The sequence below is a fragment of the Pseudomonas sp. p106 genome, assembly GCF_003936645.1.
Lineage (GTDB): Bacteria > Pseudomonadota > Gammaproteobacteria > Pseudomonadales > Pseudomonadaceae > Aquipseudomonas > Aquipseudomonas putida_E.
In genome coordinates this window covers 264,104-289,808 of record NZ_RHQR01000007.1, presented here as the reverse complement: position 1 = coordinate 289,808, position 25,705 = coordinate 264,104, and the positions used below count along the sequence as shown (strand labels likewise).

The 25,705-nt window shown below is 62.5% G+C and carries 26 protein-coding genes and 1 pseudogene; 12 read left to right on the top strand and 15 right to left on the bottom strand.

The genetic code is table 11. The annotated features are described in order from the left end of the window. Nucleotides 1-227: 227 nt before the first annotated feature. Complete coding sequence (locus EGJ09_RS12055) at nucleotides 228-1,703, bottom strand: helicase HerA-like domain-containing protein (RefSeq protein WP_125923899.1); 1,476 nt, start codon at nucleotides 1,701-1,703, stop codon at nucleotides 228-230. A 165-nt stretch (nucleotides 1,704-1,868) separates the two neighbouring features. Between EGJ09_RS12055 and EGJ09_RS27025 the strand changes: the two are divergent. From EGJ09_RS27025 to EGJ09_RS12035, 5 genes and pseudogenes are all read left to right on the top strand, one after another. Beyond that, a pseudogene (locus EGJ09_RS27025) lies at nucleotides 1,869-2,885 on the top strand (cache domain-containing protein); the annotation flags it as partial. 93 nt (nucleotides 2,886-2,978) lie between these two features. Further along, the gene (locus EGJ09_RS27020; protein ID WP_371928078.1) at nucleotides 2,979-3,743 is read left to right on the top strand and encodes a methyl-accepting chemotaxis protein; all 765 of its coding nucleotides are present in this window, start codon (nucleotides 2,979-2,981) and stop codon (nucleotides 3,741-3,743) included. A gap of 178 nt (nucleotides 3,744-3,921) precedes the next feature. Next, complete coding sequence (locus tag EGJ09_RS12045; RefSeq protein WP_046784903.1) at nucleotides 3,922-5,043, top strand: glycosyltransferase family 1 protein; 1,122 nt, start codon at nucleotides 3,922-3,924, stop codon at nucleotides 5,041-5,043. Next, nucleotides 5,036-5,800: a DUF2334 domain-containing protein gene (locus EGJ09_RS12040; RefSeq protein ID WP_125923897.1), complete on the top strand. Its 765-nt coding sequence runs from the start codon at nucleotides 5,036-5,038 to the stop codon at nucleotides 5,798-5,800. Before EGJ09_RS12045 ends, EGJ09_RS12040 begins: the two co-directional genes overlap by 8 nt. Beyond that, nucleotides 5,797-6,789: a lysylphosphatidylglycerol synthase transmembrane domain-containing protein gene (locus tag EGJ09_RS12035; protein WP_115273667.1), complete on the top strand. Its 993-nt coding sequence runs from the start codon at nucleotides 5,797-5,799 to the stop codon at nucleotides 6,787-6,789. The genes EGJ09_RS12040 and EGJ09_RS12035 overlap by 4 nt, the downstream gene beginning before the upstream one ends. Before the next feature lie 188 nt (nucleotides 6,790-6,977). Here EGJ09_RS12035 and purU read toward each other — a convergent pair whose 3' ends face one another. Beyond that, nucleotides 6,978-7,829, bottom strand: coding sequence for a formyltetrahydrofolate deformylase (gene purU / locus EGJ09_RS12025; protein WP_012312928.1), 852 nt, complete (start codon nucleotides 7,827-7,829; stop codon nucleotides 6,978-6,980). Nucleotides 7,830-8,126: 297 nt separating this feature from the next. Between purU and mvaT the strand changes: the two genes are divergently transcribed. Continuing rightward, the gene (gene mvaT / locus EGJ09_RS12020) at nucleotides 8,127-8,504 is read left to right on the top strand and encodes a histone-like nucleoid-structuring protein MvaT (RefSeq protein ID WP_012312927.1); all 378 of its coding nucleotides are present in this window, start codon (nucleotides 8,127-8,129) and stop codon (nucleotides 8,502-8,504) included. An 80-nt stretch (nucleotides 8,505-8,584) separates the two neighbouring features. Here the strand turns inward: mvaT and sbcB are convergent, their stop codons facing one another. The 3 genes from sbcB to EGJ09_RS12005 form a co-directional block, all read right to left on the bottom strand. Next, nucleotides 8,585-10,021, bottom strand: coding sequence for an exodeoxyribonuclease I (gene sbcB / locus EGJ09_RS12015; protein WP_115273665.1), 1,437 nt, complete (start codon nucleotides 10,019-10,021; stop codon nucleotides 8,585-8,587). Between the two features lie 46 nt (nucleotides 10,022-10,067). Beyond that, nucleotides 10,068-10,427, bottom strand: a complete 360-nt coding sequence (locus EGJ09_RS12010) for a PilZ domain-containing protein (protein ID WP_046784962.1) — start codon at nucleotides 10,425-10,427, stop codon at nucleotides 10,068-10,070. 123 nt (nucleotides 10,428-10,550) lie between these two features. Then, nucleotides 10,551-10,937: a hypothetical protein gene (locus tag EGJ09_RS12005; RefSeq protein ID WP_046784899.1), complete on the bottom strand. Its 387-nt coding sequence runs from the start codon at nucleotides 10,935-10,937 to the stop codon at nucleotides 10,551-10,553. Between the two features lie 171 nt (nucleotides 10,938-11,108). On the opposite strand from EGJ09_RS12005, the gene pyk reads away from it, so the two are divergent. Then, nucleotides 11,109-12,563 (top strand): pyruvate kinase, encoded by a 1,455-nt coding sequence (gene pyk / locus EGJ09_RS12000; protein ID WP_039604343.1) that lies wholly within the window; start codon nucleotides 11,109-11,111, stop codon nucleotides 12,561-12,563. 54 nt (nucleotides 12,564-12,617) lie between these two features. Here the strand turns inward: pyk and EGJ09_RS11995 are convergent, their stop codons facing one another. Further along, nucleotides 12,618-13,538, bottom strand: a complete 921-nt coding sequence (locus EGJ09_RS11995) for an iron-sulfur-binding ferredoxin reductase (RefSeq protein WP_125923905.1) — start codon at nucleotides 13,536-13,538, stop codon at nucleotides 12,618-12,620. 249 nt (nucleotides 13,539-13,787) lie between these two features. Between EGJ09_RS11995 and EGJ09_RS11990 the strand changes: the two genes are divergently transcribed. Continuing rightward, nucleotides 13,788-15,311: a fumarate hydratase gene (locus tag EGJ09_RS11990; RefSeq protein ID WP_016488901.1), complete on the top strand. Its 1,524-nt coding sequence runs from the start codon at nucleotides 13,788-13,790 to the stop codon at nucleotides 15,309-15,311. A 73-nt stretch (nucleotides 15,312-15,384) separates the two neighbouring features. On the opposite strand, the gene EGJ09_RS11985 is transcribed toward EGJ09_RS11990, so the two are convergent. From EGJ09_RS11985 to EGJ09_RS11955, 7 genes are all read right to left on the bottom strand, one after another. Continuing rightward, complete coding sequence (locus EGJ09_RS11985) at nucleotides 15,385-15,975, bottom strand: GNAT family N-acetyltransferase (RefSeq protein ID WP_115273664.1); 591 nt, start codon at nucleotides 15,973-15,975, stop codon at nucleotides 15,385-15,387. 190 nt (nucleotides 15,976-16,165) lie between these two features. Next, nucleotides 16,166-16,744, bottom strand: a complete 579-nt coding sequence (locus tag EGJ09_RS11980) for a DJ-1/PfpI family protein (RefSeq protein WP_012312917.1) — start codon at nucleotides 16,742-16,744, stop codon at nucleotides 16,166-16,168. Nucleotides 16,745-16,796: 52 nt separating this feature from the next. Then, nucleotides 16,797-17,954 (bottom strand): phosphatidylserine/phosphatidylglycerophosphate/cardiolipin synthase family protein, encoded by a 1,158-nt coding sequence (locus EGJ09_RS11975; protein ID WP_119688332.1) that lies wholly within the window; start codon nucleotides 17,952-17,954, stop codon nucleotides 16,797-16,799. 1 nt (nucleotide 17,955) lies between these two features. After that, on the bottom strand, nucleotides 17,956-18,537 hold the full coding sequence (locus EGJ09_RS11970; RefSeq protein WP_046784896.1) for a YceI family protein: 582 nt from the start codon (nucleotides 18,535-18,537) through the stop codon (nucleotides 17,956-17,958). A 44-nt stretch (nucleotides 18,538-18,581) separates the two neighbouring features. Continuing rightward, the gene (locus EGJ09_RS11965; protein WP_046784895.1) at nucleotides 18,582-18,878 is read right to left on the bottom strand and encodes a hypothetical protein; all 297 of its coding nucleotides are present in this window, start codon (nucleotides 18,876-18,878) and stop codon (nucleotides 18,582-18,584) included. Beyond that, nucleotides 18,875-19,963, bottom strand: coding sequence for a serine hydrolase (locus EGJ09_RS11960; protein ID WP_125923896.1), 1,089 nt, complete (start codon nucleotides 19,961-19,963; stop codon nucleotides 18,875-18,877). Before EGJ09_RS11960 ends, EGJ09_RS11965 begins: the two co-directional genes overlap by 4 nt. A gap of 64 nt (nucleotides 19,964-20,027) precedes the next feature. Beyond that, nucleotides 20,028-20,915 carry an acyl-CoA dehydrogenase gene (locus tag EGJ09_RS11955; protein ID WP_119688330.1) on the bottom strand — a complete coding sequence of 296 codons (888 nt, stop codon included), beginning with the start codon at nucleotides 20,913-20,915 and terminating at the stop codon, nucleotides 20,028-20,030. A 141-nt stretch (nucleotides 20,916-21,056) separates the two neighbouring features. On the opposite strand from EGJ09_RS11955, the gene olsB reads away from it, so the two are divergent. After that, the gene (gene olsB, locus EGJ09_RS11950) at nucleotides 21,057-21,812 is read left to right on the top strand and encodes an L-ornithine N(alpha)-acyltransferase (protein WP_046784892.1); all 756 of its coding nucleotides are present in this window, start codon (nucleotides 21,057-21,059) and stop codon (nucleotides 21,810-21,812) included. Further along, complete coding sequence (locus EGJ09_RS11945; RefSeq protein ID WP_046784891.1) at nucleotides 21,812-22,600, top strand: lysophospholipid acyltransferase family protein; 789 nt, start codon at nucleotides 21,812-21,814, stop codon at nucleotides 22,598-22,600. The genes olsB and EGJ09_RS11945 overlap by 1 nt, the downstream gene beginning before the upstream one ends. 21 nt (nucleotides 22,601-22,621) lie before the next feature. Here EGJ09_RS11945 and EGJ09_RS11940 read toward each other — a convergent pair whose 3' ends face one another. Continuing rightward, on the bottom strand, nucleotides 22,622-23,203 hold the full coding sequence (locus EGJ09_RS11940) for an ACP phosphodiesterase (RefSeq protein ID WP_115273660.1): 582 nt from the start codon (nucleotides 23,201-23,203) through the stop codon (nucleotides 22,622-22,624). 152 nt (nucleotides 23,204-23,355) lie between these two features. Here EGJ09_RS11940 and EGJ09_RS11935 point away from each other — a divergent pair, with 152 nt between their 5' ends. After that, a complete protein-coding gene (locus EGJ09_RS11935; protein WP_046784889.1) occupies nucleotides 23,356-23,658 on the top strand; it encodes a helix-turn-helix transcriptional regulator in 303 nt (100 codons plus the stop codon). Nucleotides 23,659-23,676: 18 nt separating this feature from the next. Further along, nucleotides 23,677-24,726, top strand: a complete 1,050-nt coding sequence (locus EGJ09_RS11930) for an alkene reductase (protein ID WP_125923895.1) — start codon at nucleotides 23,677-23,679, stop codon at nucleotides 24,724-24,726. Nucleotides 24,727-24,874: 148 nt separating this feature from the next. Here the strand turns inward: EGJ09_RS11930 and EGJ09_RS11925 are convergent, their stop codons facing one another. Beyond that, on the bottom strand, nucleotides 24,875-25,702 hold the full coding sequence (locus tag EGJ09_RS11925; protein ID WP_046784887.1) for an ATPase: 828 nt from the start codon (nucleotides 25,700-25,702) through the stop codon (nucleotides 24,875-24,877). Nucleotides 25,703-25,705 lie beyond the last annotated feature (3 nt).

Genomic DNA, 25,705 nt, shown 5'->3' with positions numbered 1-25,705 from the left:
ATTTGCCCTGATGAAGAAGAAGGAGGAATACGTAAGCAGAACGGCCTAAAGACCGTTGTTTACAACCATAGAATCTCCCACAGAGACCTCGCAGCTCTTGAGGTCTGCGCTGTACCTGTGGGAGCCGGCTTGCCGGCGATGGGCTGCGTAGCAGCCCTGATAACGCCAACTGACTGACACTAGCCGTCAAGGCGACTTTTATTGCACAGAGGCCAGCATTGCCAGTGCTAACGCTTCTTGCCCCCGAGCAATGACCCCATCAACCCCCGCACCAGCTGGCGCCCCAACTGGTTGGCCGCCTGACGCACCGCCGACTTGATCGCCTGCCCCGCCGCGCTCTGCAAGAAATCCCCGGCCTTGTCGACCAGGCTGTCATCAGCCGCCTTGGGCGCCGGCACGGGCTCTACCGGCTCGCCTTTGCGCCGGGCCAGCATTTCGTACGCCGACTCCCGGTCAATAGGCTTGTCATAGCGCCCCGCCAACGGTGACCCTGCTATCAGCGCACTACGCTCGGCCACACCCAACGGCCCGATTCGCGATTGCGGCGGCGCAATCAGCACCCGCTGAACCATCGCCGGAGTGCCCCTTTCTTCAAGCGTACCCACCAGAGCCTCGCCAATCCCCAGCTCGGTCAGCACTGCCAGAGTGTCGAATGCCGGGTTCGGGCGAAAGCCGTCTGCCACGGCCCGCAGCGATTTCTGCTCCTTGGCGGTAAAGGCCCGCAGCCCATGCTGGATGCGCAACCCCAGTTGGGCCAGAACGCTGTCGGGCAGATCGCCCGGCGACTGGGTGACAAAGAACACCCCCACGCCCTTGGAGCGAATCAGCCGAACTACCTGTTCCAAGCGATCCTGCAGGGCTTTCGGGGTGCCGTTGAACAGTAGATGCGCTTCATCGAAAAACAGCGCAAGTACCGGCTTGTCGGCATCGCCTCGCTCCGGCAACTGCTCGAACAGCTCGGCCAGCAGCCACAGCAGGAAGGTGGCGTATACCTTCGGGGCCTCATGCACCAACCGGCTGGCATCGAGCAGGTGAATTCGCCCACGACCATCAGCGTCCGTGCGCAACAGGTCCTCAAGTTGCAATGCCGGCTCACCGAACAGCGCCTCGGCACCCTGTTGCTCCAGCGTTGCCAAACGCCGCAACAATGCCTGGGTCGAGGCCGTGGTCATCAGCGCACTGTCTTCGCCCAGCAACTGGGGATTGTCTTTAAGGTGGGCCAGCAGCGCCTTGAGGTCCTTGAGGTCGAGCAGCAGCAACCCGTCACGGTCGGCCACCTTGAATGCGGCATACAACGCAGCCTGCTGGCTGTCGGTCAGCTCAAGCAGATTGCCGAGCAACAGCGGCCCCATCTCACTGAGGGTGGTGCGCAGCGGGTGGCCGGACTGCCCGGCGATATCCCACAGGCTCAGCGGGTAGGCCTGCGCCTTGTAACCCAGCCAAGGCATGCCGGCAATGCGCTCGGCCACCTTGCCCTGGGGCGCACCCGCCGCACCGACACCGCACAGGTCACCTTTGACATCGGCTGCGAACACTGCCACACCGGCATCACTGAATACTTCCGCCAGGTGCTGCAAGGTCACGGTCTTGCCGGTACCGGTGGCACCGGCAACCAGGCCATGGCGGTTAGCCAGGCGCATGGCTTGAGTCACAGGCTGGCCATCCGGGCCAGCGCCTACAACTATGGTCGAAGTTTCCGACATCTTTTTAATCCTCTGCTCAAGCTTGACCACCCACCAGCCGATAGCTCTGGATGATATTCGCCTTTGAAGACAGAACACCCCTGAAAGGACTTTCGGGATGTTGCACTGTTTTAAGCGGTACTCGTGCGAACGCCCGATAAAAACCTTAGCGGAACCGATCACGCCATGAACAAAAGCCTTCGTTTCAGCCACAAGATTCTTTTGGCCGCATCACTGATCGTGATACTCGCCTTCAGCCTGTTCACCCTCTACAACGACTATCTCCAGCGTAATGCCATCCGTGAAAACCTGGAGAATTATCTGGCTGAAATGGGCACATCCACTTCGAACAACATTCGCAACCTGTTCGAAGGCCGTATAAAACTGGTTGAAAACCTGGCGCAGAACATCGCCCAGCAACCTGCCAGCGCAGAAACGCTGATGGGCCAGAGCGCCCTGACGTCAAGCTTCCTGACCGTCTACCTGGGCAAGGTCGACGGTGGCTTCAGCGTGCGACCCGACTCGAAGATGCCTGATGGCTACGACCCACGCACCCGCCCCTGGTACAAGGATGGCATGAGCGCCCCGGGCGCCATCCTCACCGAGCCCTACATCGACATGACCACCAACCAGATGGTCATCGGCATCCTCAGCAAAGTGTCCGCGGGTGTCGGCGTGGTCGGTGGCGACCTGGCCCTGGACGGCCTGGTGCAGATCATCAACTCGCTGAATTTCGGCGGCATGGGCTATGCCTTCCTGGTCAACGACCAAGGCAAGATTCTGGTGCACCCGGACAAGGCACTGGTCATGAAATCGCTGTCGGACCTGTTCCCGCAGCACACGCCGAAACTGACCGGCGAGCTCACCGAAATCGAGGCCGATGGCCAGACCCGCCTGCTGACCTTCACCCCGATCAAGGGCCTGCCATCGGCCAACTGGTACATCGGCCTGTCGGTGGACAAGGACAAAGCCTTTGCCATGCTCAGCAACTTCCGTACGTCGGCCGTGATCGCCACGGCGGTGGCGGTCGTGATCATCATTGGCTTGCTGGGCCTGCTGATCCGCGTGCTGATGCAACCCTTGCTCACCATGACCCGCGCCATGGAAGACATCGCCGAAGGTGAAGGCGACCTGACCAAACGCCTGAAAATCCACAACCATGATGAGTTCGGCATCCTCGGCACCGCCTTCAACCGCTTCGTCGAGCGCATCCACGGCTCGATCCGCGAGGTGTCCTCGGCCACCGAGCAGGTCAACGAAGTGGCCCTGCGCGTGATCAGCGCCTCCAACTCGTCGATGACCAACTCGGACGAGCAGTCCAACCGCACCAACAGCGTTGCCGCCGCCATCAACGAACTGGGTGCCGCCGCCCAGGAAATCGCCGGCAATGCCGCCCAGGCCTCGCAACATGCAAGCTCTGCACGCCTGTTGGCAGAAGAGGGCCAGCAAGTCGTGACGCGCAATATCGAGGCGATGAATCTCCTGTCGGACCTGATCGTCACCTCCAGCGCGCACATCGAAACGCTCAACAGCAAGACGGTGAACATCGGCCAGATCCTTGAGGTGATCACCAGTATTTCCCAACAGACCAACCTGCTGGCGCTGAACGCCGCCATCGAAGCCGCACGGGCTGGAGAAGCCGGGCGTGGTTTTGCCGTGGTCGCCGACGAAGTACGCAACCTGGCGCACCGTACCCAGGAGTCGGCGCAACAGGTACAGGCGATGATCGAGGAGCTGCAGGTCGGTGCCCGCGAGTCGGTCGATACCATGGGCCAGAGCCAGCGCCACAGCCAGGACAGCATGGCGATCGCCAACCAGGCCGGTGAGCGCCTGGACAGCGTCACCGTGCGCATCGGTGAAATCGACGGCATGAACCAGTCGGTGGCCACTGCAACCGAGGAGCAGACAGCCGTGGTCGACTCGATCAACATGGACATCAATGAGATCAACATGCTCAACCAGGAAGGGGTCGAGAACCTGCAGGCCACCCTGCGGGCGTGCTCGGACCTGGAGCAGCAGGCCTCCCGCCTCAAGCACCTGGTAGGCAGCTTCCGCATCTAGCGCCAAGCGGCAAGCGGCAAGCTGCAAGTAAAAGCGGATTTGGCGCCGCCTCTTGCTTGCAGCTTGCAGCTCCCACCCAACCCAACCGAACAAACTATCCTTCAGGTAGGTCAACCTTAGGCGCGTCATCCCCGGCCTGTTACAGCCCGATGACGGACCAAAAGTCGATCCCGGAGGGATGCTGATCGTGCACATCGCTGACATCACCATGTTCTACGCCCCGGCCAGCGGCGGCGTACGCACTTATCTTGATGCCAAACACCACCGCCTCGACGCCATTGACGGCGTACGCCACAGCCTGTTGATTCCCGGAGCCAGCGCTCGCCAGGAAGACGGCATCTATCAAGTTCCGGCTCCGCCCCTGCCCTTCGGCAAAGGCTACCGCTTCCCAGTGCGGCTGGCCCCCTGGTGCAATGTGCTGCGCGGCCTCAAGCCCGACCTCATCGAGGTGGGTGACCCCTACCTGACCGCCTGGGCGGCCCTCGAGGCGCGGCGTCAGCTGGATGTACCCGTGATCGGTTTCTATCACTCCGACTTGCCGCTGCTGGTCAGCAACCGCATGGGCAACTGGTTCATGCCAAATGTAGAAGCCTATGTCAGCAAGCTGTACGGCAATTTCGACCGAGTGCTGGCGCCCAGCCAGGTGATGGCCGACAAGCTTCGCCGCCTGGGTGTGCGCGATGTCCATGTGCAGCGCCTGGGCGTCGATCTGGCCACGTTCAACCCGCAACACCGTGACCCGCAACTGCGCGCCGAACTGGGCATACCCGATACCAGTCGCCTGCTGGTCTTCGCTGGCCGTGGCTCGCGGGAAAAAAACCTGCCCGTACTGCTCGATTGCATACAGCGTCTTGGCCGCCCTTACCACCTGTTGCTGGTGGGCTCGAACATGCCAGCCAACGTCCCTGACAACGTCAGCGTGATCAATCGATTCTGCGCGCCGCAGGACGTCGCCAGACTGGTGGCCAGCGCCGACCTGTTGGTGCATGCCGGCGACCAGGAAACCTTCGGCCTGGTCATCCTTGAAGCAATGGCCAGCGCCACTCCCGTGGTGGCCGTGCACGCCGGGGCCTTCGGCGAGATCGTCAATGAGCAGTGTGGGCGCCTGTGCCGGGCAAACGATGGGCAGGCCATGGCCACTGCAGTGCGTGAGGTGTTCGAAGCCGGCGTGCGCAAGCTCGGGGCCCAGGCCCGCAGCCACGTTGAGCAACATTATTCGTGGGACAATGTCGTCGCCGGCCTGCTGCAGCACTATCAAGCGGTGCTTGGCCATCAACCACAGGTACGCGCCCATGCTTGAGGCCAGCACCGCGTCGGGCAGCCTGATGCTCGTGCTGCACGATATCGCGCCTGAGACCTGGCCGGACTACCAGCCCTTCGTTCAGGCGGTCGACGAAATGGGCCATGTGCCCATGACCTGGCTGGTAGTGCCGAACTTCCATCACCGCAACCCGCTGGCAGGCTCCCCAGCATTCTGCCGCCTGCTCGAACGGCGCCTGGCGCGCGGCGATGAACTGGCGTTGCATGGCTTGTACCACGCCGACGATGGGCCATCGCCAAGCAGCCTGCGTGAGTACTTCATGCGCCGCCTGTACACCCATGAAGGTGAATTCTATGCCTTGAACCAGGCGCAGGCCATGCAACGCCTGGAGGCCGGCCTTGAAGTCTTCGCCCGGCAAGGCTGGCCCGTCGCAGGCTTCGTCGCCCCGGCCTGGCTGATGAGCCAAGGCACCCGCCAGGCCCTGAGCCAACTGCCGTTGCGCTACACCAGCACACCACAGCACCTGTATCGCTTGCCGGACTTCACAGCGTTCAATGCCCCCGGCCTGGTCTGGAGTGCCCGCAGCGCCTGGCGCCGCAGCGTGTCGCGAGTGGTCTGTGACTGGCAATGCAGGCGCTGGCGCAACGCGCAAACCCTGCGCCTTGGGCTGCATCCGGTGGACATGCGCCACCGCTCCTCACGAGATTACTGGCTGCGAACGCTGGACAAGCTGCTGATGCAAGGCCGCGCCCCCCTGACCAAGTCGGCCTGGCTACAGCGCCAGGCAAACGGATGAACCGTCTGGGCTGGCTGGCCATGGCTTTGGTGACGGCCATGGTGATACCGGCCCTGCTGGGGGGAAGCGAACTGCTGCCCCGGCTCAAGGCCTTCGACCCCGGCTTGATGCTGACCCTGCTGGGCATGATCCTGCTGTGCTGGGTGATCAATGCCGTGCGGCTGCGCCTGCTGCTTGGCCAGCAGGGAGCAAAACTTGGGCACGTACGCAGCCTCGGCGTAGTGATGGCCACCGAGTTCGCCATTTGCACCACCCCAGGCGGCAGCGGTGGGCCGCTGACACTCATGGCGCTGCTGGCCCGCGACCGTATCGGCCCGGCACGCAGCGGCGCGGTGTTTGCCATGGACCAGTTGAACGACCTGCTGTTCTTCTTCTGTGCCATGTTGGCAATAGCCGGTTACGCACTGTTCCACAGCCTTGGCCGCAGCCAGCAGAGCATGTTGCTGGGCAGCGCGCTGTTGCTGTGCTCGGCACTGGCGGCAATAGTGGCGCTGCTACGTTACCGACGGACGGTGATGCGCCTCAACGGGCGGCTTTTGCAGCGCATGGGGATGGCGCCGGCGCGCAAACGGCGCTGGGCACGCAAGCTGTTGCATTTCATCGATGCCTTGGCGCAGACCTGGCAGCTACCCAAAAGCACGTTGGTGCTTGTGTTCACCCTCACCTGCGCGCACTGGAGCCTGCGCTACAGCGTGCTGTACCTGGTGTTACAAGGCTTGGGCGTGGAGTTGTCGTGGATCCCGAGTTTTCTGGTGCAGATGCTCTCGCTCAGTGCCGGGCAATTCAGCCTGCTGCCGGGCGGAGCCGGGGCCGCCGAGCTGACATCGGCAAGCCTGTTGACGCCTCTGGTGGGCAGCTCCACCGCTGCCGCAGCGATCCTGATCTGGCGTGCGGTCACTTACTATTTTTACCTGCTGGCCGGGGGGCCGGTGTTCGTCTGCCTGCTGGCGCGCCCGCTACTGGAGCGCTGGCGGCGTCAGACGGGTTGAGCTGGCGCCAGAGCTCGGCGGCACCGGGAAAATCGGTGCCGTCCTGTTCGCTCAGGGCATCGGGGTCATAGCGGGCAAGGCAGCCTTCACCAAGGGTGGGCGGTGCTGATGCGGTGGGTTTGTTGCGTGAGCTTGTCATGTTGCATCCCCTGCATAGCTGGGGCTGCGTTGCAGCCCCAAAGCCCGTATCAGTCGAACACGACAGTCTTGTTGCCGTGCACCAGCACGCGGTCTTCCAAGTGATAGCGCAGGCCACGGGCAAGCACCATCTTCTCGACGTCGCGGCCGAAGCGGACCATGTCCTCGATGCTGTCGGCATGGCTCACACGTACCACGTCCTGCTCGATGATCGGGCCTGCGTCCAGCTCTTCAGTCACGTAGTGGCAAGTAGCACCGATCAGCTTCACCCCACGCAGGGCGGCCTGGTGGTAAGGCTTGGCACCGACGAACGACGGCAGGAAGCTGTGGTGGATGTTGATGACTTTTTCGGCGTAATCCTGGCACAACTGCGGTGGCAGGATTTGCATGTAACGCGCCAGCACCACCACATCGGCCGCATGTTCCTGAACCAGGCGCGACACTTCAGCAAACGCAGGCGCCTTGTCTTTCGGGTCGACCGGTACATGGAAGAACGGGATGCCGTGCCACTCGACCATGCTGCGCAGGTCGTTGTGGTTGGAAATCACGCAGGGGATCTCGCAATCCAGTTCATCGGTGTGCCAGCGGTGCAACAGGTCAGCCAGGCAGTGGGATTCGCGGCTCGCCATCAGCACCACGCGCTTTTTCTGAGCCGAGTCAGTAATGCGCCAGGCCATGGAAAACTCTTCGGCGATCGGCGAGAAGGCTTCACGGAAGGCCTCGATACCAAATGGCAGCGATTCGGCGCGGATTTCATGGCGCATGAAGAACCAGCCACTCTGCTCATCGGAGTGGTGGCTCGCTTCGTTGATCCAGCCATTGTACAAAGCCAGGAAATTACTGACTTTCGCCACGATACCAACACGGTCGGGGCAAGCGATCACCAGACGATAGGTGCGCATGAATAAGACTCCAGAACTTCGCAAAGGCGCTCATTCTAGCGGCCCGCCCGGAAAAACGCAGTAATCATTGCACCCCACCGCCGCCCGCCTCCTCGCTTACACGCAAGCTGCGGCACGCTGCAACAGCGTGGGTGAAACATGACGAATTGCGGGGCCTTATGTAAATATTTTTTTAACCTTGAGATATTTTGTCACAGCGACATAAACAGTTGAGGAACTGATTAATAGGTTTACTTGAGAGTTTCGCCTGTCTATTATTGCTCCACACATTTCCGAACACGCATTAAGGAACACTCCATGTCCCTGATCAACGAATACCGCGCCACCGAAGAAGCCATCAAGGAACTTCAGGCCCGCCTGGCCAACCTGTCGCAGGATGACAAGCTGAAAAAAGAACTGGAGTTCGAAGGCAAACTGCGCACCCTGATGGGCGAATACTCCAAATCGCTGCGCGACGTCATTGCCCTGCTCGACCCGGAGTCGAAACTGAGCAAAGGGCCACGTGGCGCCGTCAAGACCACCGCCACCAAACGTGCGCGCAAGGTCAAGCAATACAAAAACCCGCACAATGGTGAAGTGATCGAAACCAAAGGCGGCAACCACAAAACCCTGAAAGAGTGGAAAGCCAAATGGGGTGGCGATGTGGTTGAAAGCTGGGCGACCCTGCTGGACTGATTGTCCGCTCGATCGCTGTACTGCTAAAAACAAAAACGCCGGCACGATGCCGGCGTTTTTGTTTGCTTGTATAAAACCACTCAAACACTGATGGCAAACTGCTCCGCCAGTTGTCGGGCATGCGCCTGCCAGGCATCCAGCACCTGACGCCCGGCCTCGTCCGCGTTGGCCCAGGCGCTTTGGCGCGCCTGCTCGAAGTCACCCAGCGTGTTGGGTGCACCCCAATGCGGATCGCTCAGCCGCTGCTGGCAGAAACCATACCAGCGTTGCCGCTCTTCGCTATTCAAGGTTTCCGGGAAGTTGCGCGCCCGATACCGGAACAACAACTCAGGCATGCGCGGGTCATCGAACATCCAGTGGCCTTGCCCCAACTGTGCAGGGTCCAGCGTTCTTACTTGTTCGCACAGCCGGCGGTCGCGGTCGCCGAGAAACCCTTCATACAATTGCTGTTCCGGATCGTCACTCGGAACAAAGTCGTCCTTGCCGTAAATGTGTTCCAGCTTGTGTTGCCAAGCATTCTGTTGATTGGCCAACTCTTCAGCGCGTGATTGCACGAGCGCCAAATCGATACCGAGCCGTTGCTGATCGGGCGCACGCAATACCGAGAGCGGCGCCACTACCGGGCAGCGATTGATCTGCACCAACTTCAGCGGTATGGGTAATTGCCCGTCAGACAATTCCTCACGACGCGTGTACAAGCGTTCACGAAGCACCTCGGCACTTTCCCTTAATAAGGGTAGGGTTTCCTGTTGCAGGTCGCACACAATCAGCGCGTTGCGATTACGTGGGTGCCAGGCCAAAGGCAAGACCACCCCCAGATAATTGCGCGCCGCCGAGAACCGCCCCGATATATGCACCAACGGCTGCAGCAGACGGATTTGCTCCATCACTTTGTGCTTGCTGCGCAACTGGAACAGCCACTCATACAACTTGGGTTGCTTGTGCCGGATCAGACGCGCCAGTGCGATGGTGGCCCGCACGTCGGAAAGTGCCTCGTGTGCATGCCCATGCTCGATGCCATTGGCCTTGCTGAGCAGTTCAAGACGCAGGCTGGTGCGCCCGTCCTGTTGCGGCCAGACGATGCCTTCAGGGCGAAGGGCATAAGCAGTGCGTACCACATCGATCAAGTCCCAGCGACTATTGCCGCCCTGCCACTCCCGGGCATAGGGGTCGAAGAAGTTGCGGTACAGGCTGTAGCGGGTAACCTCGTCGTCGAAGCGCAAGGTGTTGTAACCGGCGCCACAGGTCCCCGGGAGGGCCAGTTGCGCGTGCACCCGCGTCATGAACTCGGCTTCGCACAGGCCTTGGCTGGCCAGTTGCTGGGGGGTGATACCCGTCACCAGGCAGGCCGCCGGGTGCGGCAGGATATCGTCGCTGGGGCGGCAATAAAGACTGATCGGCTCGTCGATCTCATTGAGCTCGAAGTCGGTGCGCACTCCGGCCACCTGCAACGGCCTGTCGCAGCGCGGGTTGATACCGGTGGTTTCGTAGTCGTGCCAGAAAATGCTAGAGGTCACGGGGACGTCCTGATCAAAGGTCGCCCCGATTCTAGCGGACATGGCCTCAGACGGAAGCGTTGGCCGGGTGGAAACTGAAATAGTCGCGCAACGAGCGCACGAATTCGTCGTATTCGCGTGGTGCCTGCAGCAGCATGAAGCCCGAATCGTAGTGGCCAGGCGTCTGGTCCTCACGGCACCACAGGCAACTGGCGGTCAGGTTGATGAACTGAAAGCCGCCACCGGGCAGCGGCAGGCGCAACTGCAACTCGAAATCCGGCCCCACCAGCACCGGTAACTGGCTGATCAACATCAAGCCATCTTCCGAGGCATTGCCCAGCTGCCCGATCGGCTGATCGGTAAAGCGGTTGAAGACCCTCAGTACACAAGGTAACTGATGGCGTTCGATATGACGCTGATTGAACATGGTCACAATTGCAGTCCGTACCCGATGCCAGGAATACGAGGTACTGGCGGTTGTTGTAACAACTGAGTTACAGGTTAACGCAGCGCACGCGGCAAATCCCGTGAAATAAACGATACCTTGGTGTTAACGCCAAGGAGAGGTATTCACCGGGCTGGCCATCGCACCCTCGCCAGCGCGGTAGTGGCCCAGCTTCTCCAGAGTCTGCAGTCGCGCCTTGGCCCGGTAGGCATACTCGTTGCGCGGATACTGCTGGATCAGGTATTCGTAGGTTTGTGCTGCGTCCACGAAAAGCTTCTGGCGCTCCAGGCACTGACCCCGCAGCAACGACACTTCCGGATGGATGAACGGCCGCGCGCGGCTGGTACGATCGACCTGTGACAGCTCGAGCATGACCCGCTGGCAATCGCCTCGGTCGTACGCACGATAGGCGTTGTTCAGATGGTGGTCCATGGACCAGCGGGTACAGCCGACGGCGCTGGCCGCCAGGGCAAAAACGATCAGGGCTCGCATGGGGATCTCCTTTAATAAAGAGTATATCGGCGTGCCGGTATATTTCTTCAGCTTGCAACTTGCAGCTTGCAGCTGCCCTATCGTACCCGCCTGCAGGTAGTGCAACGGAACAATGACTACAGGGCGATTCAGGAGTAGCCTTTCGCTGCGCTTCACTATAGGAGTCTGTGCATGACCATCCGCCGTACCAAAATCGTCGCCACCCTCGGCCCCGCCAGCAATTCGCCGCAAGTGATCGAACAACTGATCCTCGCCGGCCTGGACGTGGCACGCCTGAACTTTTCCCACGGCACCCCGGACGAGCACAAGGCGCGCGCCCGCCTGATCCGTGAAATCGCTGCCAAGAACGGCCGCCATGTCGCATTGCTGGGCGACCTGCAGGGTCCGAAGATCCGCATCGCCAAGTTCAGCAACAAGCGCATCGAACTGAAGATCGGTGACAAGTTCACCTTCTCCACCGCCCACCCGCTGACCGAAGGCAACCAGGACATCGTCGGTATCGACTATCCCGACCTGGTCAAGGACTGCGGCGTTGGTGACGAACTGCTGCTCGACGACGGCCGTGTGGTCATGCGCGTCGAGACCGCTACCGCAGATGCACTGCACTGCGTGGTGATCATCGGTGGCCCGCTGTCGGACCACAAAGGCATCAACCGCAAAGGTGGCGGCCTGACCGCGCCGGCCCTGACCGAAAAAGACAAGGCCGACATCAAGCTGGCCGCGGAAATGGACCTGGACTACCTGGCCGTGTCCTTCCCGCGTGACGCCAGCGACATGGAATATGCCCGCAAGCTGCGCGACGAGTCCGGCGGCAGCGCCTGGCTGGTGGCCAAGATCGAGCGTGCCGAAGCCGTTGCCGACGACGAAACCCTCGACAAGCTGATCGCCGCCTCCGATGCCGTGATGGTTGCCCGTGGCGACCTGGGCGTGGAAATCGGCGACGCCGAGCTGATCGCCATCCAGAAGAAGATCATCCAGCACGCACGCCGCAACAACAAGGCGGTGATCGTGGCGACCCAGATGATGGAGTCGATGATCCAGAACCCGATGCCGACCCGCGCCGAAGTGTCCGACGTGGCCAACGCCGTGCTGGACAACACCGATGCGGTGATGCTGTCGGCCGAAAGCGCCGCCGGTTCCTACCCGATCGAAGCGGTACAGGCCATGGCGCGCATCTGCCTGGGCGCTGAAAAGCACCCGACCAGCCAGAAGTCCAGCCACCGCCTGCACACCACCTTCGAGCGCTGCGACGAAAGCATCGCCCTGGCGGCCATGTACACCGCCAACCACTTCCCCGGCGTCAAGGCGATCATCGCCCTCACCGAGAGTGGCTACACCCCGCTGATCATGTCGCGCCTGCGCTCGCACGTGCCGATCTACGCACTGTCGCCGCACCGCGCTACCCAGGCGCGCGCGTCGATGTTCCGCGGCGTCTACCCGATCGCGTTCGACCCGGCTTCGCTGCCGGCCGACAAGGTCAGCCAGGCGGCGGTCGACGAACTGCTCAAGCGTGGCCTGGTGGCGCAAGGTGACTGGGTGATCCTGACCAAGGGCGACAGCTACCACACCATCGGTGGTACCAACGGCATGAAGATCCTGCATGTCGGTGATCCGCTGGTCGGCTGATCTGCCTCAACCGGCGCCGCTCTGCGGCGCCGGTTCAATCACTGCACACCGTCTTCAGGCATGCTCGACGAACACATCGGCAAATACCTGATTCCTCGGTACCCCCGCAATGAACAGCCGCCGCGCGAACCGCTCCACACTTCCCGGCGAGCCACACACCAGCGCAATGGTCTGCCGCGATGATGGCCGCAATGTCGCCAGCGCTGCATCCAGCTGATCCGCCAGCACCCGCTCGACACTCACGCCTTCGATCTGCATCAACGGCTCAGCCAGGTAATGCCCGGCGGCATCATGCGCCACATGCATCACCCTGATCTCCCCCCGATGCCCCTGCCGCACCGCCTCGCGCAAGATGCCCCACAATGGCGCAAGCCCGGTACCTGCTGCCAGCAACCATAGCGCCCGCCCCTGCCAGTCCAGGTCGTAATGCAGCGCCCCACCGCGCAGTTCCCCCAGGCGCAGCGTATCGCCAACTTGCAAACCACGGGCCTTGTCGCAAAAGGCGCCCGGGCGCTGGCAGTCGATATGGAACTCAAGGAAGTCGTCTTCGCCCGGCAGGCTTGCCAATGAATAGGGCCGGGCCACCGCACCGTTCCACAGCACCACATGCTGACCGGCCTGATAACGCAATGCCCGCTCCGGCCGCAGGCGCAAGCGCAGCACATCACCGAACCAGTCCAGCGCACAGACCTGTGCAGGGATGCCGTCCTGCAGGGGGTCGAACACCGCTACGCGCAGGTCGTCAATCACCCGGCACTGGCATGCCAGCCGCCAGCCCTGTGTGTGTTTTTCCAGCGCCAGGGCCTCGGGCCGTGCATCGGCGGGTTGCCCGTCCAGGCAATGCACCAGGCAGGCGTGACAGCTACCTGCACGGCAGCTGTAGGGCACATTCAGCCCCGCGTCGTTCAGGGCATCGAGCAGATTGCTGCCGGTGGGCACCGTCCAGCGGCGCTCGTCCACACAGAGTTCAGGCATGGTCATCACTTCTCCGGCTATACATCGCCACTCTAAGGCAAGCCGGCATCGGCAGCAAAAAGGATGCCCGTCGCCTGCAGACCATGGTCCAGACCACACGCAGGTGTTTCGCAGGCACAGGCGCGCTATACTGCCGCGCCTTTTTGCGTCGGCCTGACCTGTCGACGCCTTGCCAGGCGTTTCGACACGCAGGTGTGCAGTGTCGGAAGGCCTTTACGAATGTTCCCGTCTTTAAGAGGAGCGCGCTGCATGACCGTGATCAAGCAAGACGACCTGATTCAGAGCGTCGCCGACGCCCTGCAATTCATTTCGTACTACCACCCCGTCGATTTCATCCAGGCGATGCACGAGGCCTACCTGCGTGAAGAGTCGCCTGCCGCGCGCGACTCCATCGCCCAGATCCTGATCAACTCGCGCATGTGCGCCACCGGCCACCGGCCGATCTGCCAGGATACCGGTATCGTCACCGTATTCGTGCGCGTCGGCATGGACGTGCGCTGGGACGGCGCCACCCTGAGCGTCGACGACATGATCAACGAAGGTGTGCGTCGCGCCTACAACCTGCCTGAAAACGTTCTGCGCGCTTCGATCCTGGCCGACCCGGCCGGTGCCCGCAAGAACACCAAGGACAACACTCCAGCCGTCATCCACTACTCGATCGTCCCAGGCGACAAGGTCGAAGTCGATGTGGCAGCCAAAGGCGGCGGCTCGGAAAACAAGTCGAAGATGGCCATGCTCAACCCGTCCGACTCGATCGTCGACTGGGTCCTGAAGACCGTCCCGACCATGGGTGCCGGCTGGTGCCCGCCTGGCATGCTCGGTATCGGCATCGGCGGTACCGCCGAAAAAGCCGCAGTCATGGCCAAGGAAGTGTTGATGGAGTCCATCGACATCCATGAACTCAAAGCCCGTGGCCCGCAGAACCGCCTCGAAGAGATCCGCCTGGAGCTGTTCGAGAAGGTCAACCAGCTGGGCATCGGCGCCCAGGGTCTGGGTGGCCTGACCACCGTGCTCGATGTCAAGATCATGGACTACCCGACCCACGCCGCATCCCTGCCGGTGTGCATGATCCCCAACTGCGCCGCCACCCGTCACGCGCACTTCGTGCTCGACGGCTCCGGCCCGGCCGAGCTGGAAGCCCCGTCGCTGGACGCCTACCCGGAAATCGTCTGGGAAGCCGGCCCGAGCGCCCGCCGCGTCAACCTCGACGACATCACCCCGGAAGAAGTGGCCAGCTGGAAGCCGGGCGAGACCATCCTGCTCAACGGCAAGATGCTCACCGGCCGCGATGCCGCGCACAAGCGCATGGTCGAGATGCTCAACCGTGGCGAAGCGCTGCCGGTTGACCTCAAAGGCCGCTTCATCTACTACGTCGGCCCGGTCGACCCGGTCGGTGACGAAGTGGTAGGCCCGGCTGGCCCGACCACCGCCACCCGGATGGACAAGTTCACCCGCCAGATCCTTGAACAGACCGGCCTGCTGGGCATGATCGGCAAGTCCGAGCGTGGCCCGACCGCCATCGAAGCGATCAAGGACAACAAGGCCGTTTACCTGATGGCCGTCGGCGGCGCTGCCTACCTTGTGGCCCAGGCGATTCGCAAGTCCAAGGTTCTGGCCTTCGCCGAACTGGGCATGGAAGCGATCTACGAGTTCGAAGTCAAAGACATGCCAGTCACCGTCGCGGTGGACAGCAACGGTGAGTCGGTGCACATCACCGGCCCTGCGCTGTGGCAGAGCAAGATCGCCGAAAGCCTGGCGGTAGAAGTCAAGTAAACGGTATCGGGGCTGCTTTGCAGCCCCAATCGTTCATGCACCCCTATGGTTCACTGGCAGCCCGCCACGCGGATCATATGGGTAGTTCCTTGAGCCAGAATGACATGATCTTGTTGCTGCTTTCCTGTTCGCCCAAATCGCGCCAAGCGTAATGAGTGCGCAGGGATGGGTCATGCAGGAAGCCCCGGTTTCGCCAGAAACCGTGCAATGGCTTGTAGTTGGCAGGCCGTCTGGGGTGCATGCCAGGGCGCTCGACGGTGCAGAATGCGCAGTAGTCGAATTCGGCCAGCTTGTGCGCGTAGGACTCACGCTCGATGAAGAAGCGCACACCCAGGCCTTGGCCACGGTATTCGGGCAGCACCAGCGATTCGCCGAAATAGTACACGCTGGCAGGGTCGCGCCCCTGCGCCAGGAACGGCTGCTGAAACTTGGGCGCAACGTCCACCAGTGGCAGGCCGGTCGAGGCGCCAACCACACGCCCATCGTCCAGGGCCAGCACTACCAGGCTGCGGCCGGAGCGGGCATAGGCTGCCATGTGCTCGGCCTCAAACTCTACTGTGCCGTCATACAGATAGGGGAACTCGCGCAACACAGTCAGGCGCAGGCGAGCGAGGTCATCGATGTAAGGCGCGATAGCGGCACCGTGCAACAGGCGTATTTCCATGCTTGGCGGTCGTTCTGTCGAGGTGGGTGACGCGCTCGGCTAAGCCGGGCTTGAGGGGAAACCCTAACATCCGTACCAATACCCCACCTTTTCCCCACACGACAGGAACTGTTCCAGGACCGCTACCGAACGGGTAAATGCCCACTACGCAGCTTTCAATGCCGGTGCATCCCAGCTTTCCTTGACTCGCTCAGCTGATACGCGTCCCCAGCACCTTGAGGAAGGCCGCAAGCCATGCCGGGTGCGCCGGCCACGCAGGAGCCGTCACCAGGTTGCCATCTACGTGAGCCTGGTCCACGGCGATGTCGATGAACTTCCCCCCTGCCAGACGTACCTCCGGCGCACACGCCGGATACGCACTGCACTCACGCCCTTCCAGCACGCCAGCCGCCGCCAGCAACTGCGCACCATGGCAAACCGCCGCAATCGGCTTGCCGGCTTGGTCGAAAGCTTTGACCAACGCCAACACGCGCTCATCCAGGCGTAGATACTCCGGGGCTCGCCCACCGGGGATCAGCAAGGCATCGTAGCTTTCGGCACGGACCTGGACGAAATCATGGTTCAGGGCAAAGTTGTGGCCTGGCTTCTCGCTGTAGGTCTGCTCGCCTTCAAAATCGTGGATCGCCGTGCGCACCGTCTGGCCCGCGATTTTTTCCGGGCACACCGCATGCACCGTGTGGCCCACCATGCTCAAGGCCTGGAAAGGCACCATCGCCTCGTAGTCCTCGACGTAGTCGCCCACCAGCATGAGAATCTTCTTCGCAGTCATCGCATCCACTCCTTCGGTAGTTTGGGGAACAACCACTGCACGATAGTCTGCTTCAGTCGCGACGGTCGAGCAGGTTGACCACAAGGCGGTCGAGCCAGCCCCACACCCGCTGCTTCACGCGGCGCCACAACGGCCGGGCGTGCCAGTGGTCAAGATCGACCTCGTCACTCAGGCTGAAGTCGCGCTCGAAGCTGGCGACCACGGCGGCCGTCAGCGGCGGGTCCAATGCCTCGACGTTGGCCTCCAGGTTGAAGCGCAGGTTCCAGTGATCGAAGTTGCACGAGCCGACGCTGACCCAATCATCCACCAGCGCCATCTTCAGGTGCAGGAAGCACGGCTGGTATTCGTAGATACGTACCCCCGCGCGTAATAAACGAGGGTAGTAACGATGACCGGCGTAGCGTACCGAGGGGTGATCGGTCCGCGGGCCGGTGAGCAGCAGGCGCACATCGACACCCTTGCCTGCCGCCCGGCGCAGCGAGCGGCGCACGCTCCAGGTAGGCAAAAAGTAAGGTGTGGCCAGCCAGACCCGCTGTTTACCGCTGTTGAGCGCACGCACCAGCGAATGCAGGATGTCACGGTGCTGGCGGGCGTCGGCATAGGCCACCCGGCCCATGCCCTGGCCCTGCACCGGCACCTTGGGCAGGCGCGGCAGGCCGAAGCCTTCAGCGGGGCGCCAGGCCGTACGGCGGTTGTTGGCCTGCCACTGGCGGTTGAACAGTAGCTGCCAATCACTGACCACCGGGCCGCGCATCTGCACCATCACCTCATGCCACTCGCTGGTCGCTTCACCCGGCGTCCAGAACTCATCGGTGACACCGGTACCACCGACCACCGCCAAGCGCTCGTCAACCAGCAGCAACTTACGATGGTCGCGATACAGGTTGCGCAGGCCGCGGCGCCAGCGCAGGCGGTTGTACCAGCGCAGGTACACACCGGCATCCAGCAGGCGTTGGCGCAAAGCAGCATTGAAAGCCAGCGAGCCGTAGTCGTCGAACAGGCAACGCACGCGTACACCGCGCCGGGCCGCCTGCTCCAGTGCCTGGACCACCGCCTCGGCGCAGGCACCAGCCTCGACCAGGTACAGCTCAAGATCGACCTGGGCTTGGGCACCCTCGATCGCCTGGAGCATGCGTGGAAAGAATTCGGGGCCGTCGATCAGCAGTTCGAACTGGTTGCCATCGCGCCAGGGAAAGACCGGCCCCGGCATGTCAGCGGGCGTTGAAAATCAGCACCGCATTGACCGGTACCGTCGGGTTGATGGATTTGAGCTTGGCGAACTTGCGCAAGGTTTCCAGGCCGGGCAGCAGGCCGAAATCGTGGGCGTGCAGTATCAACGGTTCGAGGGTCACCACCTGGAAGCGCCGCGCATCGAGGCGGGTTGCCAGCAACAAGGCGTTGTAGCTGTGCGACTGGCCATGCAGCGTAACGGTCAGTGGCAGGCGCAATTCGACCTGCGCGCCGTCGGCCAGGTCGTTTATCGGCCGCAGGTCGAGTTGGGCCTTGACCGTCGCTTCGGCAAAGCGGCCGACCTCGAACAGGTCGTCACGCATGCGCTCGTCCCGTAGCGGGATACCACTGCTCACCGAGTCCATCTCGATACGCAGCCCGGCTGCGCCCTTGCGGTCGACGGTGCCATGCAGTACCAGAAAACGATGGACCTCGGCCGTATCGCCGTCCTTGCCGGTGACGAATGAAAGGCGTGAGGATTCACCATCGAGGTGCCAATTGGCGTGGGCGGGCAGGCACAGAGCCAGCAACAGTGCGGGTAGAAGACGGGGCAGCTTGAACATGACAGATCTCGTGAAACCAGACCGCCAACCTTACCCGGCCGTCTTCATGGCAGCAAGCGGCAGCCAGCCTGCGCCCCCTGCCATGCCGCCTGATTGCGCTGGCCCAGGCCCGCTGCGACAACCAGACGCTGCTGGCTGTCCTCCTCCAGCATGCTCAACGGCAACCACTGCGCGACATAACCCCGGCAATAGGCGGGGTCCAAGCCCATGACAAAACGGCAGGAGCAATATTCCTTGGCCGAATAAGCCGAAAGAATACCGGGGAAATCCGCCAATGCCTGGCGTTCCAGCCAGGCCCAGCCCAACAAGGCAACCATCACCAGCCCCAGCAGGCGCTTCATGCACCCTCCTTGGCCAGCGCTGCCAGCACACGCTTGAGCAGTTCGTTATGGTGGTAACTACCATCACGGTCGTCGGCGTAGCGGACGATGACCAGCTTGTGGGTCGGCAGTATGTAAAGGGCCTGGCCCCAGTGGCCGAGGGCGGCATAGGTGTCTGCCGGCGCGTCAGGCCAAGGTGAAGCACTGCCCGGCAGTGGCTGGTTGAGCCACCAGTGGCCACCCGGGTTGGCTTCGCCGGGCAGCGGTGTAGCCTGGCTGAACAGGGTTCGATTGAAAGCAACCCAGCTTGCCGGCAGCAACTGGCGGCCACCCCAGCGTCCTTCACGCTGCATCAACAGGCCGATGCGCGCCAGGTCGCGGGCACTGAGGTAGAGGTAGGAAGAGCCAACGAAGGTGCCACTGCCATCGCGTTCCCAAACGGCGCTGTGAATGCCCAGCGGGGTGAACAGCGCCTGCCAGGGGTAGTCAGGGTAAGCACTGCCCTTGAGCATGCCGCGCAATGCGGCGGCCAGGACATTGCTGTCGCCACTCGAATAAATGAATCGCTGCCCGGGCTTTTCGGCGACGGGTCTTGAAGCGGTATAAGCCGCCATGTCATGGCGCCCGCGCGTGTAGAGCATGGCCACTACCGAGGATTTCAGCGGTGCGTATTCGTAGTCTTCCTGCCAGGCCAGGCCACTGGCCCAATGCAACAGATCGGCCAGACGCACGTCGGGGTGTGCCTGCATGGGCGGGTAAAAGCGGGCCGCAGGGTCCTGCAGTTGAAAACGCCCCTCACCTTGGGCCACGCCCAGCACTGTCGCCAGCACGCTTTTGCTCACCGACCAGGTCAGGTGGGCGGTTTTCGCGGTAGTAGGTGCGGCGTACCGTTCGTGCAGGATACGGCCGTCACGGATGATCAGCAGGGCGTCGCTGCGAATGCCGCTGCGCTTGGTGGCGTCGCGTTCAGGGAAGGCATAGCTGTCGACAGCCTGCCAGTCGATGGCCGTGATGTCGGCCTGCCAATCCGGCAGGGGCCAGTCCTCTGCCCTGGCCGAACCGACCGCCACCGCCACCGCCAGGATCAACAACCCTGCCCTCAACATAAACGCCTCTTGGGGCCGCAAGGCGACCCGGGTTTTCAACGGATCAGGCGATCCTGGCAGGCGTTCATGACAATCCGGCAGCCTCCCAAGCCTTGGCCAGGCGCTTTTCCCGAGCAGCCGTCGCCAGCGCCATCACCCCCTGATCACGCTGCCACAGCTGCGCCCATTGCGCCGGCCCGGCCGACAGCGCTTTGTCGATGGCCCCTTTCAGTGCCTGAAACTGCGCAAACAAGCCCGCCAACAACAAATGGCAGCCAACACTGTCGGCGCACTGGCGGCTGGCCTCGGCACAGCCGGCCAACAAGGCAATCAGGCGCAACCGCAGCTCCTGTTGCCAGCCGCATTCCTGCGCTACGCCATACAACCAGGCAACCATCGCCGCCAGTACGTACAAATCTTCCAGCGAGCGAAACGGTTTGACGTACGCATCCCAACCATCACCTGCCAACAACTCGCAGGCAGCCTGGTGCAGTTGCAGGCGCCCGTGGCCGACCTCAGGCATCAAAGGCAGGGTCGGCAACGCCTCCAGGGTCACTCCTGGCTCACCCGGATAAACCACTCCCAGGCTCAGGCGCGGTGCTTCACCCTGCCCTTCGCTGCGCGCCGCCACCAGCAGCCATTCGGCGTCAAGCCCGGCGGTCACGAAGTCCTTGCGGCCGGTCAGGCGTAAACCCTCCAGGCGCGTCTGCATGTCCGCAGGGCGCACGCTACGCCGTTCGGTGGCGCATAACGCGCCGAGACTGGCCGGGGCGCTAGGCCACAGCATGCGCAAGGCGGCCTGGTAGCCAATGAGAAACGCCAGGCCGGGTGTGGCCATGGCGCGCCCACCCAGCACCGCCAGCTCGAACGGCGCGCACCCACCGAGGCGCTCGAGCTGCGCGGCATATGCCTCACCCAAAGTACCGGCCAGAGGCTGGCGAAAGGGATCGTTGAGTCGTTGCAACCAGGCCATCGGACGCTCCTCGCTTGTCAGGGGGTGTCACGCAAGCATCACCAAAGGTTCACAGGGGTGACACCGCGCCTACCTAGGCTGACTTTGCACAACAAAGCCGACCGGCCGCAACCCTTCATGGCTGGCTTAGGGAGACTCGCAATGACTCGGACAGCTCGCTCTGGCGACAACAGCACTGAACGCCGTCTGCAAGCCGAACGCCTGGTCGGCGCCGCGGCCCTGCAGGAAGCACAGGCCCTGCGCTACAAAGTGTTCAGCGCAGAATTCAAGGCCAGGCTCAAGGGCGCTGAACTGGGCCTGGACATGGATGACTACGACGTACATTGCCGGCACATCGGTGTACGCGACCTGAGCACCGGCGAACTGGTCGCCACCACCCGTCTGCTCGACCATCAGGCCGCCAGCAGCCTGGGGCGCTTCTACAGCGAAGAAGAATTCAGCCTGCATGGCCTGCTGCAACTGCAAGGGCCAATCCTCGAACTGGGCCGCACCTGCGTCGACCCCGGCTACCGCAACGGCGGCACCATCGCTGTGCTCTGGGGTGAGCTGGCCGAAGTGCTCAATGAAGGCCGCTACAGCTACCTGATGGGCTGCGCGAGCATCCCCATGCAGGATGGCGGGGTTCAGGCCCATGCCATCATGCAACGCCTGCGTGAGCGTTACCTGTGCAACGAACACCTGCGTGCGGAGCCAAAGAACCCGCTGCCCACCCTGGCCCTGCCGAACAACGTCATCGCCGAAATGCCGCCGCTGCTGAAGGCCTACATGCGCCTGGGTGCGAAGATCTGCGGTGAACCCTGTTGGGATGAGGACTTCCAGGTGGCCGACGTGTTCATCCTGCTCAAGCGTGATGACCTCTGCCCACGTTACGCCCGCCACTTCAAGGCAGCGGTCTGATGCCCAAACTGCGGGTGTTCGCCCGCCTCGCAAGGCTGGTGCTGGTACTGCTTTTCGGCATGCTCATGGCCAGCGTGATCGCCATCGGTGAACGCATGGGCATGAAGGCCTCCATCGAGCGCCGCCAGCGCTGGACCTGCCTGTTCATGAAACGCCTGGTCGCTGCCCTGCCCTTCGACGTGCGGGTAATCGGTGAACTGCCCAAACGGCCGATGTTGTGGGTCAGCAACCACGTGTCCTGGACCGATATCCCGCTGCTCGGCATGCTGCTGCCGCTGTCGTTTCTGTCCAAGGCCGAAGTCCGCCACTGGCCCGTGGCTGGCTGGCTGGCGGAGAAAGCCGGCACATTGTTCATCCGCCGCGGCGGCGGCGATAGCCAGCGCTTGCGTGAACAGATCAGCGCACAACTGGGCGACGCCAGGCCGCTGTTGATCTTCCCCGAAGGCACCACCACCGACGGGCGCCAGTTGCGCACCTTCCATGGGCGTTTGCTGGCAGGCGCCATCGATCAGGGTGTGGCAGTGCAGCCTGTTGCCATTGAGTACCTGCGCAACGGCGAGGCTGACCTGGTTGCGCCGTTCATCGGTGATGATGACCTCGTGTCACACCTGATGCGGCTGTTCGCCGAGCCGCGGGGTGAGGTGTGCATCCACCTGTTGCAGCCGATCAGCAGCGTGGACAAAGAACGCGCAGCGTTGGCATTTCAGGCGCAACAGGCTATCCAGATGGCGTTGTTCGGGGTTGGCGAAGTCGAGGTGGCAGCGCGCCGGCAGGCCCGTGCTGCTTGATGCCTGATTGGCAGTACACCGCTATCGGCCAGACCTCTGTGCGGCGGCAAACGTCTGCAACTGCGGATAGAACTCACGGAAATCAGCCAGCAACGGCTCGTACAACCGCTCAAGCTCCGCCATCACGCCCATCATGCCCTCAGGCCGGGACAAGCGTCGCCCAATGCCGTTGAAGACCTGCTCCAGGGTGGAAAAATCGCCATACGCCCCCAGCCAGTCATCTGCGGCCATCAAGGGCGCAATGCGCGCCAGCCGCCCTGGCAACTCGGGCTCGGCCAGCAACACGCGATAGAACGCACCGGTGAACTGCTCCAGCGGCTGTTCGGCATAGTCGCCCCAGTGTTGCGCCAGGCAATGGTCGAAGAACACATCCACAATGATCCCGGCATAGCGGCGCCGCTCCCGGGGGAACCGCGCCAGCGCCGCCAATACCAACGGGTGCTGATCGGTGTAGCTGTCGATGTGCCGATGCAGCCGAATGGCAGCCTCCAGCGTCGGCGCAAAGCGCCCCTCCAGCGAGCCTTTGACGAAATCGCCGTACAGGCTGCCAAGCAGTTGTTGCGGCGCCGGGCCGCCCAGGTGCAGGTGTGCGAGGTAATTCATGGGCGCAGTTTAGCACTGCGCATCCGTATATCGTTATAACACGATATAACGATTCGCGCTCAGCTCAGAACCACTTCATATTTCTATATCGCGAAATACCGATTTATATTTCGTCATATCGCGATATACCGCTACACCACGAGCCCCACACCATGCCTCTCGATCTCGACGACATAATAAAAGCCCTGGCCCACCCGGTCCGGCGAGAAATCCTCAACTGGCTGAAAGACCCGGCAGCGCACTTTCCCGCCCAGCACCACAGCACCGAGCACGGTGTCTGTGCCGGCCAGATCGATCAACGCTGCGGCCTGTCGCAGTCGACCGTTTCTGCCCACCTGGCAACGTTGCAGCGCGCAGGCCTGATCAGCAGCCAGAAGATCGGCCAGTGGCATTTTTTCAAACGCGACGAAGCCACCATCCAGGCGTTCCTCGAACAACTGCGCCAAGCGCTTTGACAAGGTAGGTAACCCGTTATGACCACGCTTTTCGATCCGATCACACTGGGCGATGTGCAACTGCCCAACCGCATCATCATGGCGCCGCTGACCCGCTGCCGCGCCGACGAAGGCCGGGTGCCCAACGCGCTGATGGCCGAGTACTACGTGCAGCGCGCCAGCGCCGGGCTGATCCTCAGTGAAGCGACCTCGGTCTCTGCCATGGGCGTCGGCTACCCTGATACGCCAGGCATCTGGAACGACCAGCAGGTACGCGGCTGGAACAACGTGACCAAGGCCGTGCACGGCGCGGGCGGTCGTATATTCCTGCAGTTGTGGCATGTTGGCCGCATTTCCCACCCCAGCTATTTGAACGGTGAACTGCCGGTGGCTCCCAGCGCCATCCAGCCCAAGGGCCATGTCAGCCTGGTGCGCCCGATCACCGAATACCCGACCCCACGGGCCTTGGAAAGCGAAGAAATCGCCGACATCGTCGAGGCTTACCGCAGTGGCGCAGAGAACGCCAAGGCTGCCGGTTTCGATGGCGTGGAAATCCACGGTGCCAACGGCTATCTGCTCGACCAGTTCCTGCAGAGCAGCACCAACCAGCGCACCGACCGCTACGGTGGTTCACTGGAAAACCGTGCCCGCCTGCTGCTGGAGGTGACAGACGCCGCCATCGGCGTGTGGGGCGCAGGCCGTGTCGGCGTGCACCTTGCGCCGCGCGCAGACTCCCATGACATGGGTGATGCCGACCGCGCCGAGACCTTCACCTATGTAGCGCGGGAACTGGGCAAGCGGGGTATCGCCTTCATCTGCTCTCGGGAGAAAGAAGCCGATGACAGTATCGGCCCGCTGATCAAAGCAGCGTTCGATGGCCCTTACATCGTCAACGAGCGGTTCGACAAGGCCAGTGCCAATGCCGCGTTGGCCAGTGGCAAGGCGGATGCGGTGGCGTTCGGTGTGCCGTTCATTGCCAACCCGGACCTGCCGGCACGGCTGGCGGCCGATGCGCCGCTTAACCAGGCGCACCCGGAAACCTTCTATGCAAAAGGGCCGGTGGGGTACATCGATTACCCGCGGCTGTAAGTCAGATCGCCGGGGCCGCTTTGCGGCCCTTCGCGACACAAGGCCGCCCCGACAGTCGACCGCTCAATTTCGTGTAGGAGCGGCCTTGTGTCGCGAAAGGAGGGCGAAGCCCTCCCCTAAGGCCCTAAGGCCCTAAGGCCCTAAGGCCCTAAGGCCGAGCATTGATCTGCTGCTGCAGGTTCTGAATCTGGCTCTGCAAGGTGTTGAAGTTACGCGTGGTCTGCCCACGAAACGCATCGAACTCCTGCACCGATGCGCCACTTGCTGGCGCCGCAGCCGGGCGATTGTCCACCTGGCTCTTCAATACCAGCACGTCCTGCTCCAGGCTCTCGATCGCCGCTTTCGGGTTGCCCTGCTTCTTCAATGCGGCCACCTCCTCGCTAAGGCTCTTGAGCTGCCCATCGAGCTTGCCGCCATCCACCTGGCCTGACTTCAACGCCGCCAGCTCGGCATTCACCGCCTTCAACTGCGCCTGTAACTGGGTTTGCAGCTCAGTTACCGCCTTTTGCTGCTCGCGGGTATCGGCCAACACCTGCTCCAGACGCTTGCCCAGGTCACCCGTCTGCCCGGCCACCCCCTGCTGTTGCTTGCCCTGCTCGGCCAGGCTGGCCTGCAGTTGGCGGATCTGCAGCTTGAGCGCCTCACTGCCGGTGCTGGTAGAGCTCTCGGTGGCAGCGACCTTGCCACTGATCGCCTGCAAGCGCCCTGCTGCTTCCTCGCTGATGCGCGCAAAGCTTTCCTGAGTGGCCACCAGTTGCTGCTCCATCAGCGAGATCTGCTGAAAGCTCCACCAGCCGAGCCCGGCCAGCGCGATGAACGAAGCCCCCAGCAACGCCCACAGTGGGCCGGTACTGGCGGGCCTGGTGGCCTTCTGGCGGTTGCGCGACACACGCGCCGGCAACAGTTCGTCGTCATCCGGGGTGCCGGCACGCAGGGTTGGCACATCATCAAAATCGTCGTGGGCATCGTTACGCATGGA

Excerpts from the sequence above, each read along its gene's own strand:
- EGJ09_RS12055 (WP_125923899.1), bottom strand. The coding sequence starts at position 1,703 with ATGTCGGAAACTTCGACCATAGTTGTAGGCGCTGGCCCGGATGGCCAG.
- EGJ09_RS27020 (WP_371928078.1), top strand. The coding sequence starts at position 2,979 with ATGACCAACTCGGACGAGCAGTCCAACCGCACCAACAGCGTTGCCGCC.
- EGJ09_RS12045 (WP_046784903.1), top strand. The coding sequence starts at position 3,922 with ATGCTGATCGTGCACATCGCTGACATCACCATGTTCTACGCCCCGGCC.
- EGJ09_RS12040 (WP_125923897.1), top strand. The coding sequence starts at position 5,036 with ATGCTTGAGGCCAGCACCGCGTCGGGCAGCCTGATGCTCGTGCTGCAC.
- EGJ09_RS12035 (WP_115273667.1), top strand. The coding sequence starts at position 5,797 with ATGAACCGTCTGGGCTGGCTGGCCATGGCTTTGGTGACGGCCATGGTG.
- purU (WP_012312928.1), bottom strand. The coding sequence starts at position 7,829 with ATGCGCACCTATCGTCTGGTGATCGCTTGCCCCGACCGTGTTGGTATC.
- mvaT (WP_012312927.1), top strand. The coding sequence starts at position 8,127 with ATGTCCCTGATCAACGAATACCGCGCCACCGAAGAAGCCATCAAGGAA.
- EGJ09_RS12010 (WP_046784962.1), bottom strand. The coding sequence starts at position 10,427 with ATGTTCAATCAGCGTCATATCGAACGCCATCAGTTACCTTGTGTACTG.
- EGJ09_RS12005 (WP_046784899.1), bottom strand. The coding sequence starts at position 10,937 with ATGCGAGCCCTGATCGTTTTTGCCCTGGCGGCCAGCGCCGTCGGCTGT.
- pyk (WP_039604343.1), top strand. The coding sequence starts at position 11,109 with ATGACCATCCGCCGTACCAAAATCGTCGCCACCCTCGGCCCCGCCAGC.
- EGJ09_RS11995 (WP_125923905.1), bottom strand. The coding sequence starts at position 13,538 with ATGCCTGAACTCTGTGTGGACGAGCGCCGCTGGACGGTGCCCACCGGC.
- EGJ09_RS11990 (WP_016488901.1), top strand. The coding sequence starts at position 13,788 with ATGACCGTGATCAAGCAAGACGACCTGATTCAGAGCGTCGCCGACGCC.
- EGJ09_RS11985 (WP_115273664.1), bottom strand. The coding sequence starts at position 15,975 with ATGGAAATACGCCTGTTGCACGGTGCCGCTATCGCGCCTTACATCGAT.
- EGJ09_RS11980 (WP_012312917.1), bottom strand. The coding sequence starts at position 16,744 with ATGACTGCGAAGAAGATTCTCATGCTGGTGGGCGACTACGTCGAGGAC.
- EGJ09_RS11975 (WP_119688332.1), bottom strand. The coding sequence starts at position 17,954 with ATGCCGGGGCCGGTCTTTCCCTGGCGCGATGGCAACCAGTTCGAACTG.
- EGJ09_RS11970 (WP_046784896.1), bottom strand. The coding sequence starts at position 18,537 with ATGTTCAAGCTGCCCCGTCTTCTACCCGCACTGTTGCTGGCTCTGTGC.
- EGJ09_RS11965 (WP_046784895.1), bottom strand. The coding sequence starts at position 18,878 with ATGAAGCGCCTGCTGGGGCTGGTGATGGTTGCCTTGTTGGGCTGGGCC.
- EGJ09_RS11960 (WP_125923896.1), bottom strand. The coding sequence starts at position 19,963 with ATGTTGAGGGCAGGGTTGTTGATCCTGGCGGTGGCGGTGGCGGTCGGT.
- EGJ09_RS11955 (WP_119688330.1), bottom strand. The coding sequence starts at position 20,915 with ATGGCCTGGTTGCAACGACTCAACGATCCCTTTCGCCAGCCTCTGGCC.
- olsB (WP_046784892.1), top strand. The coding sequence starts at position 21,057 with ATGACTCGGACAGCTCGCTCTGGCGACAACAGCACTGAACGCCGTCTG.
- EGJ09_RS11945 (WP_046784891.1), top strand. The coding sequence starts at position 21,812 with ATGCCCAAACTGCGGGTGTTCGCCCGCCTCGCAAGGCTGGTGCTGGTA.
- EGJ09_RS11940 (WP_115273660.1), bottom strand. The coding sequence starts at position 23,203 with ATGAATTACCTCGCACACCTGCACCTGGGCGGCCCGGCGCCGCAACAA.
- EGJ09_RS11935 (WP_046784889.1), top strand. The coding sequence starts at position 23,356 with ATGCCTCTCGATCTCGACGACATAATAAAAGCCCTGGCCCACCCGGTC.
- EGJ09_RS11930 (WP_125923895.1), top strand. The coding sequence starts at position 23,677 with ATGACCACGCTTTTCGATCCGATCACACTGGGCGATGTGCAACTGCCC.
- EGJ09_RS11925 (WP_046784887.1), bottom strand. The coding sequence starts at position 25,702 with ATGCGTAACGATGCCCACGACGATTTTGATGATGTGCCAACCCTGCGT.